2 protein-coding genes are annotated in these 2,969 nt (G+C 30.6%); both read right to left on the minus strand.

All coding sequences use genetic code 11. From position 1 onward, the window contains the following. Positions 1-891: 891 nt before the first annotated feature. Positions 892-1,896 (minus strand): CRISPR-associated endonuclease Cas1, encoded by a 1,005-nt coding sequence (gene cas1, locus Q0138_RS02005; RefSeq protein WP_297980187.1) that lies wholly within the window; start codon positions 1,894-1,896, stop codon positions 892-894. Between the two features lie 147 nt (positions 1,897-2,043). Then, positions 2,044-2,364, minus strand: a complete 321-nt coding sequence (gene cas2, locus Q0138_RS02010; protein ID WP_346662263.1) for a CRISPR-associated endonuclease Cas2 — start codon at positions 2,362-2,364, stop codon at positions 2,044-2,046. Positions 2,365-2,969: the final 605 nt, after the last annotated feature.

The raw sequence follows: 2,969 nt of genomic DNA on the forward strand, positions 1-2,969 counted from the left end.
ATGGTGAAGAAGCAATAGGTTACAGGCCAGAATCGGAGGAGTCGCAATCCTTGTTTTAGTGGACAGTGTTTTGCAATAGCTCCGAAATTTGCCCTAAATGTGGTCAAATATTCGAAATATTGCATTGATTTTAGGAGCTTTTGTGCAAGTTAAAAAATAGAACTCCTATTTATATAGTATTGCACAATTAATATAAAAAAGTTTCTATTGAAAAATCCTATCAAAAATAATGTAAACTTCTAAAAAATGATAAAAAATTATTCAAAAAATGAAATAATTAAAAAATATAGTGAAAAATGAAAAAATAAAGTCAAAAAATGATTTTTGAAAAACTTGTTAAATATTGAAAATTATTGAAAAATTTAAAAAAAGAGGGCATTTGCACAAAATAGGAAAAAATGAAAATTGATAAAAGTGGCTTTAAAACGATGAAAATTTTTAAAAATTCTTGATTTTTTAAAAAAGATAAAAAAATATGGTTGAAATTTTATTAAAACAAATCATATGCTTGTTTTTAAGAAATGGAAAATAGCTAATGAACTTTGAGAAATAGGATTTTTAAAAAATATGCATTTGAAATATAGCAGGAATTTGTATGTAAGTTATCAAACAATGCATATATTTGTACATTATATAAATGAGGCTATTTAAATTTAAAAAATTAAGGATTATAGTTAAGAAAAATAACTAAAAAAAAGCAATAAATAAAAATCAATTTAAAAAAAATTAATAATTTTTTTAAGAAAAATAGCTAAAAAATCACCGCAGAAAAATTAAAATTTAAAAAATTAATAATACTTTTAAGAAAAAATAGCTAAAACCACACCCCGGATAATTAAAAAAAAAGCAAAAAAAATTCCCTAAGGAAAAAATAATAAAAAAATGTGGAAATCACCACCTTAATGAAAATCCAATGTAGTCTTGTGAGTTTGTAAGATAATTAGCAATCTGCCTACCCTGATACTCAATGATATCAAAATATGACCTGTTGGATCCATTGAACTGAATCTTAGAACCCAATTTGTCAAGAATCTTTGAAATGATCAGTCTTCTTGCCTTGTCCTTGATAATGACAGCATTATTACTGAATTCAAAGTCTTCCAGACTTACGCTTTTCTTGTTAACAATGGAAAGAACAGTCTTGTCAACCACTTGCTGGCGGAACTCCTCAATCAAATCAAAAACAAGACTTGCCCTGCCGTACCTCTCGCTATGGAGAAATCCGCAGTAGGGGTCAAGACCTGCAAGATAAATGCTTTTCCATATCTCACTCTCCAGCACTGCATATCCATAATTCAAAAGAGAATTTATAGGATCTGTAGCATATCTGCCTGACCTGTTTGCAAATCCCCACTTCTCATCAACAACATGGCTTATTGCAGACCAGTATTCAGCGCTGGATAAACCTTCAATCCCCATTATGCTGCTTCTGACATCATCTGATTTTCCATCTGGAATCCCTTCAAGCCTTTCCAGATGGCTTGTAAGATTGTATCTTCCCCTTAAAATCAAATCATTATCTTCCCTTGACTTTGCAAGGGTTCCTAAAAAAGCCCTTTGGTTTTCAATCTTGGCCTTGATGAATGCCTTTGCAAGATGGCCGCTTCTCTCATCAGCCAATGCGAAATACTGCTCCTTTCTTACAATCGCATTCTTTCTATCCGGAGCAGAGAGCCTGTAGTCAACATGCCCCTTCCAATTGATGGATACGCAATCCACTTCATGCTCAGCAAGCAAGGACATTGCATCAAATGTGATTGATCCCTTGCCTGTAATCAATATCTGTGATATTTCATCTATTACAAAATAATCCTCTTCCTTTCCGTTTTCCTTGATTACTATTTGATTATCTCTTTTTGCTACTGTTTTTCCAAAACCGTCTACTATTATTCTCATATGATTTCTCCATTCAGTAAGTGAGTTTCAATTTTAAAAAAAATTCTCCATTCAGCAAGTGAGTTTGAATTTTAAAAAATTCTCCAATCAGCAAGTGAGTTTCAATTTTAAAAAAAAATCCTGTTTTAAAATAATTAAATTCAGAGCTTATAAAAACTCATATTCGCTTTCATGAGGCATCTTTAATTCGCCGTCAGTTAAAATAGAATTAGCACATGAATCGCAAGTTGGAATAAGCATAATGCTATCCTTCTCACTGGATAAAAATTCATCAAATTCGCTTGCAAGATCCAGCCTTTGGCTTAGATTGAGAAATCCGCTGAAAACTGATTTTTGAACTCTTCTCAAACCGAAATGCTGCAATCTTTTAATAAAATGAGACCTGGTGCCATTGTCTGAAATATCATATACAACAAAAACAAGAATACAATCACCCCTGAAAACTATCTGGAAAAATTTTCCCAGCAGTACTTATACGGAGATGCTAATATATAAAGCTATCTAAAATGACATCAGCTCTCTTTTTAAAAACTTTGTTTTCAATCTTGTTTTCTTTTTCCTTTCAGGGAGTCTGGCAAAACTAATTTTAATTATTGGATTTAGAAAACTGTTGCTTTAAGCTGCAATTTGTTTTTAGGGATTCTCTTTCACTGAAAATTTATTAAATCCTCTTTATTGTTCTCTTTTTCATTTTACAAGTTGTTTAATTTTATGCAACTGCGTCTTAAGTTTATTCTTTCCTCTGTTTTTCTCTCCAATGAGGACTCCCTTTTTTATTTTGGAATACTACAAATCGCCTTCAACTCTTGCCTTTGACCTATTCCTCTTTATTTTTCTGTTTTTAACTGCATTCCTTCTTCATTCGCACCATTATTCGTTGAACTGAGGAGGATAAAACGAACTTATTTTTACTTTGCAAGTCTTGCAGGGACTATAATTGCTGTAAAGACGTTTATTAATAATTATATGAACTTTAAATTAAAAACAAAACCTAAAATAAGCAAATAATTAAAATCTGAAAATTTTAAAAATTTAAAAGACAGAAATAGTGAAAAATAATTAAAAATATTAAA

The sequence above is a fragment of the uncultured Methanobrevibacter sp. genome, from assembly GCF_937906425.1.
Classification (GTDB): Archaea; Methanobacteriota; Methanobacteria; order Methanobacteriales; family Methanobacteriaceae; genus Methanobrevibacter.

What these genes read in the sequence shown, in the direction of transcription:
- cas1 (WP_297980187.1), bottom strand. Translation starts at nt 1,896, where the DNA reads ATGAGAATAATAGTAGACGGTTTTGGAAAAACAGTAGCAAAAAGAGAT.